4 protein-coding genes are annotated in these 7239 nt (G+C 57.5%); 2 read left to right on the forward strand and 2 right to left on the reverse strand.

Annotated features, from left to right (window positions below; translation table 11 throughout):
* Nucleotides 1–803 precede the first annotated feature (803 nt).
* Complete coding sequence (locus IF809_RS37480; RefSeq protein WP_011084680.1) at nt 804–1220, reverse strand: SET domain-containing protein; 417 nt, start codon at nt 1218–1220, stop codon at nt 804–806.
* 684 nt (nt 1221–1904) lie between these two features.
* Nucleotides 1905–3233 (reverse strand): hypothetical protein, encoded by a 1329-nt coding sequence (locus tag IF809_RS37485; protein WP_011084682.1) that lies wholly within the window; start codon nt 3231–3233, stop codon nt 1905–1907.
* Between the two features lie 1406 nt (nt 3234–4639).
* On the opposite strand from IF809_RS37485, the gene IF809_RS37490 reads away from it, so the two are divergent.
* A complete protein-coding gene (locus IF809_RS37490) occupies nt 4640–5254 on the forward strand; it encodes a J domain-containing protein (protein ID WP_011084684.1) in 615 nt (204 codons plus the stop codon).
* A 1100-nt stretch (nt 5255–6354) separates the two neighbouring features.
* Nucleotides 6355–7140: a helix-turn-helix transcriptional regulator gene (locus tag IF809_RS37495; protein WP_018645272.1), complete on the forward strand. Its 786-nt coding sequence runs from the start codon at nt 6355–6357 to the stop codon at nt 7138–7140.
* The last annotated feature ends 99 nt before the right edge of the window (nt 7141–7239 follow it).

Raw genomic sequence — 7239 nt, forward strand, 5'->3', positions numbered from 1 at the left:
GCTCGCCCGTAATTTTTTGGCCGCTGTTCATCTCGCCGCTCTCGTCGCATATTGGCTCAATTGAGTCTGGACCCTAGTTTTTGGGAGCGTGAGTACGCCAGGAAGCTAGGAGTCGTGCTCGGACCGCTTTAGGATCGACGCGCCCATTGTCTTGCGGCTTTCGTCCCTCGCGGCATCCTTGAGCGCGTAATGCTAGTTGATCGGCAAGATCGGATGGACCTCGGCCGACGAAATCGATCACACGATAGTCGCTGATCTCTTATCTAAACAGGTCCTGATATGGCAGTATGTAGGATCGTGACCAGATGGGACGGATGCTCTCTGCATTGCGCGAAGCTAAATCGGAGGCGCAAAGATCGAGCCGCGATAAGCCCTCATCAAGTGCGTTTGTAACAGCACATCTGCTACTCTGACATCAAGCGGCACAATCGGCCTATCCTAAAGGTAATATCAGGATCGGTGCCCGGGCCATCTCAGGAAATATCGAGGATCAAGACTCAAAAGTCAGTGCGAGAACGGGCACATCCGCGGAGATCCGGCGTTGGGTAAGCTCTAGAGATGCAATGAAGTCCGCCTCGAGGAGATACCTCATCGAAAGCGCTCCCGCGACGGTGCGCCAAGGAGCTCTGCGCGCCAAGGGATGTCTGTCGAACAAGGCTCCGCTCGCAAAATCTTCTTGCTCGGTAAGGCAGCTAGAAAATTGGCCGAGTCGGTCGATGGCCACAACGAGTTGCCGAAAGTCTTGCCGGCGTAATTCGCCAACGGATCAAGTCGTCAGACCGCGAACTTGAATCCACCGTCGCCTAGCCCGTTGGGGCATCAAGATTCATGGATGGTTCTTCATTCCACGATACGTCACACCGTGGATCGAAAAATAAGTAATTGCAGGTCAGTTCTTCACCGGGTTGTACGTCACGGGCTGTGAAAACTCGGCGGTCGTCTTGGTATGTGTTTGGGCGGCTGCTGTGGTTCATGAAGCGGGCATTGTCAGCATTGTACTCGATAACACCATCGTAAGCCTTGTAGTCTCTTGGATAGGCATGCTTATCAAGTAGCGCTTGGAATGTTGGAGCTAGGGCTTCGTATTGTTCAGGCGTCACCGTGATGTCAACGATTGGGTTGTGAATCCAGATCAACGAACCTTTGGGCAAACGAGTCGCGGAGAAAAGTCCAATACCGCCAAACCTGTCTGGCTTCAAAATTGTGTCGACGATCAGCATTGAAGAAGTCTCCCGGAGTTACTACCCAGCAAACTAACTGACGTGAGCTGCGAAATCTGCTGCACGAATTGGTAGGCTCGTTTATCCGCGCCTCCATCACAATTTATGTCTTCTCCAGGCGTATTGGGCCGCCTGCTGCGGATCGCCTCCAGCGACAAGGCCGTGAGCTGGGAGGGCTGCAAGTCAGTCGCATTCCGAGCAAAGATCCGTGTCGATTATAGCGGCGAGCTCGTGTCGCACGATCATGACCTGTTACCAGCGCGACGGCGCGCTCGATGCTCTCGCGGCCCGGCAAGCCGCCGACAAGCCCTTCATCGCAGCTTCAAGAGCCGCCCGCGGGTGAATGCGTCAGTGCGTGCCCAGGCAACTGTGGATGTGGAGCAGATATTGCAGGCAAAGTGCGCGGGAGGCCGGCACTCGACTGCCGATTTCGCTGCACAACCGCCTCGAGGCAATCAACGTGATCACGCCGTAGTTAGCAAGAAAACGGAGGTAGAAGTTCGGCCCAACGAGGAGTTGCTAAGCGATGATGCTGGCAAGTCATCGACGCGAGCAGCGGACATCTGTGCTGCCCAGAACCGCGCCAACCTCGCAGGAGCAGCCGGAGCAAGCTATGGTCCAATAACAAGTCCAATTCCGGAACTATCTGGACGGGCTCCATGCGTTTGAGATGTCCCTCGGCGTCTACATTCGTGGGTGATGGATGAGCCGAAGGTCATCGGAGCCTCCGGGTCCGAAAAGGGCGGTGTAGCGCTCACCATGAATGTCGTATTGTTTTGTCGGATGCGCTTCGTCCGGCAGAAGGCCCCACTGGCCGAGTTTCGCCCGCATCGTGTCCGGCGCGGGTTGGGTGCCGTGCAAAAAAGTCTCGGGAACGGAGAATGATGCAGCGTAAATCTCGCGGGCCGCGGGGTACGTCCTCTGAGCCCTGGAGGACGCCGGAGCGGCTTGCTCAATCGACCGTCCAAAAAGCGATCGGGCGGTTCGATCCGTTGGCTGCAGGCTGGGCGGCAGAACGTTTTCCGGTCGAGATCCGAATTGAATGGTTGAGCCTGGCGGATTGAGTGGGGTGCTTCGCCTCATCGCCCCCGCAGGCACGAACAGCGCCGTGTAACGGTCATTGTGAACGATAAAACTGGTAGGTCGGCTGTCCTGGCTCGGCGGGACGTTGCTGCGCTCGTGCGCAGCGGACGCGTGCTGGTCGCCGTGCTGCGCGTTGAACGGACCAACGGCCGCTTCTGAGTCCAGGGCTTGGTGATGACCCTCGTTTGGTTCGAGAGATGACGATGGGCGAGCGTTATCCACCATGGCCCACAGCAGATCCTGATCGTAGACTTCCTCAGGAAGGACGAACCGGCTGCTGGCCAGAAGCGGTGCGCCGGCGTCTTCAATTAACTCGCGACCGGTTGAATTGCCGGGCTCGGTGCGCTGGCGCGCAGTGGCATTTTCTTCCGCCAGGCTTAGTGTCCTCTGCCTCTTCGTAGGTTGGCCGGTGTAATCCTCATCCACAACGACTTCGTGACCTGAGCTGGAAGCGACCGAGGCTAGCTCGTTTGCAGCCGGCCGGTAGGCGCCGCTCCAGCTGAAGTAACGAACGGCTTCTTCGGGATCCGGTGCCAGACCACCCGGGGCTGGCCGGTTGAGAGACGATGCTAGGATCGCTTCGCGTATCGGCTCTTGCCACGGATCCTGATCGTGACCTTGCGCAGTCAGTTCCTCCGGCCCACCCTGCGGCGCGCGATGCTGCGCAGCGGCGTCCTCGCGTCTGGTGACTGCGTGTTCGGGATGAGGACGGTCCGTGCTCTGGTGCTCAAGTCCCAATGCCTGGGCCAGTCTAAGGCCTTCTTCAGACAGATGAGGGTAGTAGGGATCATGAAAAACGGGATTCTCTGCGATTGTCGAGGTATCAAGCTGGGGCACTTCATCCAAGTAAGGCTCAAACTCCGCTTGCTGCTGTTGCGGTGCCGCGGCGTGGTCACGGTCGAGTGGGTTGATGCGGTTAAAAGGGTCCATGTCGACTCTCCGGTGGTTTGAGTCGGCTCGCAATGCCGATCCAATCGTGTCACTGTCTCACTCTATTAGGATCAGCTGTCGACAAGCTGACGTGCTTAGAGACTAACCGGAGTGCGATCTCAGCTCAGTCATTTCGCCGCAATCGCGACTGGTGACGAAGCCGAGCAGGCGGCATCGTTTTTGCCTGTTTGGGACGGGCTCAAATACTGTCGGCACTCTGACGCCGCGATGATCTCGGCAACTGATTGTGGCTCTTCGGTCATCCCAACGTCTCACGCTTGCTCAGCTTGCACAATCTAATACGGTTGGTGGCCGACAACGGTTCCTGGCTCGCATGTTCGTGTGCCGTACCGCGGCGGATGCTCTCGCTCGGATTGTGGTTCTCTGCTGGTGCTCGGCCGGCAAGACACAGAAAGCCAATAGGCTTTATATCGGCGATCCTTGTCCGGTAATCGCGGCCACGCACATATTTGGTGCGCTCGCAGTAAAGATGTCGAGTGCATGCTCCGCGACCGCGCCGGCTGGGCGCCGTTGAGACCCTCCATGGCCTTCTTCTTGCCGCTCAGAACCAGCTCGGGCTCTCTTTGATCGCCGGCGGACTTGTGCTGCGGCGCACGTATTTGCCCCGCGATCGATTGTTCAGGCCCCAAAAATCGCTAATAGCAAAAGATTCGCCGCATCCTTTCCAGCAGGGCCGATCGTGCCTCCTGAAATCGCGAGTCAACATACGGCCCGGCTAAGCAGGGGATCAAAGCTCCTGGTCGCCGCGCTCGGCTGGCAAAATCAAGTACGTGAAGCGGATCCAACCGGCGAGAGTCGCGCGCCCGGTCCTCACCTTGGGCCCGGCCGCCTCGATTGCGCCGATAGCTTTTGCGGTGTTGCGCGGCCATCCTTGGCCGCTTCATCTCGCCGGCGTCTCTGGAACGATTCCGTCGCGGCACCGGGCGAGCAGAACACGCGCTCTGTTGCGCAGAATTTGTAGCACGCATGATCAACCGCAGGCGGCTGAGCGAAGGGCAGGATGTTGATAGTCTCATTCTGGCCATATCGCCTCGTCGAGAAGTTCTCGCAAATTCACCATCCGCGTTGCTCCGCTGCTTCCCTAAGCGCGTCATCAGCCAGATTCCTGCATAGCTCCCGCTTTGTTCGTATTCACCCGGTCCCGTTCAAGACCTCGATGTGCAGAGCCCGACAGCACATTGCAATTGAATCGATCTGAGATCGCAAAGAGATGATTGTCTGAACCAAGCGCGCGAGTCCTGGCATGTCGATTGCTGGGAAGTGCTTGCTACACCATGCACTGAACTAGACGCAAAGGCCGAGTCAGATCCAACTTGCCGTCGAAACCAATTCTCTAGCTTAGAAGCGGCGCTGCTAACTGCCGCTCCGCCCAACGGAGCCAAGTCATGCTGAGCGACACATCCAAATTCTTCGCCTCCATTCGCATCAACAAGCAGGAAGCGCAGGAGGAGCGCCGGACCGCGGTGCGATGCGAATGGCCTGATTGCCAGAACAAGGCAACCCATCCCGCGCCAAAGGGCCGCCACAATGCGCGCGAATATTGGCACTTCTGCATCGAGCATGCTCGCGAATACAATCAGTCCTACAATTTCTTCTCCGGGATGGACGCCGAAGCGATCGCGCGCTACCAGAATGACGCGCTGACGGGCCATCGTCCAACTTGGAAAATCGGCGAGCCCATCAGCGCCCGCAAGATGACCGGCAGCCCGGCCCATTCCGAGGACGACTGCGATGCTTTTTGCATGCTCGCTGAGCTGAAGGGACGCGCCCGCGCGGAGGCCAGGCCTGAGACGCGCAAGCTTTTCAATGCCAAGCGGAAAGCGTTGCAGGTGATGGGCCTGAATGTCGATGCGACGCTCGGAGATATCAAGGCGAGGTACAGGGCGATGGTCAAGAGGCACCACCCCGATGCCAATGGCGGCGACCGCTCTACGGAGCAGCGCCTGGTCGAGATCATCAAGGCCTACCATTACCTGAAGACCGTGGTGCGGGAGAGCTAACCCGGACACGACTTGAACGGCTTCACCTCACCCGCCATTCCATAGCCCTTCATCGTGTGAAGGCTGCACCCGAGCTGGCGTGTAACCCGCTTCAGACCCTAGGCCCGAGAGGCGCAACATTTCCGCCACGCCACAAGGAGTTCTATCAACCTGCTCCCGGACCGATCAACAACGAGCCTTTGTTTCTTTCCTCGTTCATTCGCTCTCTCCTCGGGTTTGCAAGGAGGGGGCAAGTCTTCACGACGCCGATGGGAAGTTCGCAAAGGCGAGCCACAGCGAAAGTTCGAAAGTGCCGTCCTCGACTGCTCGAAAAGCAGAGCCACACTAAACTGCTGCTCCGCTGCCCGCAGGAAGGTTGGTACTGGACTTGCCTCGCGCGTTAAGATGGCACTCAGGGAGTGCCATTCGCGCCCCGTCAATGCAGGTGAGACGGCAGGCCTTTAATCACGCTCTTGATCTATATCAAATTCTGTGTCGCGCATGAGACGTTGTCGCATGTTCGACGTATGTCACATCCGCTCAACCAGAGGAGACCATCTTTCTGCGAGTGCCCCTATTATGGGGGCAAGTTCTCCGATCGGCGAGTGGTGCGAGAATTGCTGTGCGCATCGGTGGTTCTTGGAAAGTCCTGAGGATCGCATGCACGCTGTCGTCCTCGTCAAGCAGCCATTTGTTGATGTCCGCGGGTGGTGGCCCAAAATGCGCAAGCACCTGAGGGCGCTGGACCCGTCCGGGTGTGGTGTGCCGAGCTGCGAACAGTTCCATGCCGACCTCGCTCCTTTGCGGTGGCGCTCGAGATGCCGGCATGTTCTTACGAGAAGTGCTGACCGTGTCCGCCGCAATCGTTGCATGATTTGCCAGCCGTTCTTTCGAGAGACTGGGGCACTGGCACCTCGGAGAGCAGCCCGACCGGTCAGCAGCGAACAAAGTCAGCTTCGCTTTGGCTCGACCTGCCAGCGTGCGTCAAGTCGCTCCGATTATCTTCTCGGAGCGTGCTGGGACCGTGTGAAACAGTTCTGGGCCGGCGCTTTCCTTTCGCGCGCGAGCTTTCAGCTGCAAGAAGCAAAGCCAACATCTGTGTAAGCAAACGGAAATAGAAAATGGATGACCAGTCGCACGGCAAAATGCCACTCGCTTCAAGCAGACGGGAAAGTCGCGGGCCCGACCTATTCAGCTTCATCGAGTGCGCTATACAGACAAGATCAATCGCAGCGCTGTTCGATCTTCTTGTGAATTTCGCGAGCAATGAAGGCTTTGATAAAGTCGCCTACGGAGCACTCTCCTGCTCCAATGAGCGTCGTTTGCCAGAGTATCTACCGCCCCCGCCAACTATAAATTTCCCGTCTGATTGGTGCCAACGCTATGCTGAACAAGAATATCAAGCGATCGACCCGGTGGTCCGGCGGACAGCAATGCTGCCAAGGCCCTTTCTTTGGGATGAACTAACCAGTCGATATGAACTGCAGCCCCGTGAGCTGCGCGTCTTACGCGAGGCCAAAGAAGCAGGCCTTAAGCATGGCATGAGCGTGCCATTGTTTGGATCGCAAGGCCGATCGGCTTTCGTATCGTTTGCATCTCCTTTCGATGATGCCGATCCACAGGATCGCATGGCTCATCTCACGACATTGGCGTCGGCGTTTCACAACGCTGTCGCGCAGATTACACCGCCGCTTGATGAGAGTTGCGAGACAGACATTCCGCTAACACCGCGAGAAACAGAGTGCCTATACTGGGTCGCAGAGGGGAAGTCAGCCTGGGTAATCGGGCAACTTGTTAACGTCACTGATAATACCGTCAATTTCCACATGAAGAACGTCATCAGAAAGCTAGGGGCGGCAAACCGGACAAATGCTGTAGCCAAAGCAACCCGGCGCGGCATCATTTAGCTCCGTACGCCTTCAAAGGAACGATCAAGGACCCTGCGTCGGCGGGCTCTTCCTTTGCGATTCATCTGCTGCGGTCGGGATAGCCGATCTCTAGTGGAT

This window comes from Bradyrhizobium sp. UFLA06-24 (assembly GCF_054967145.1).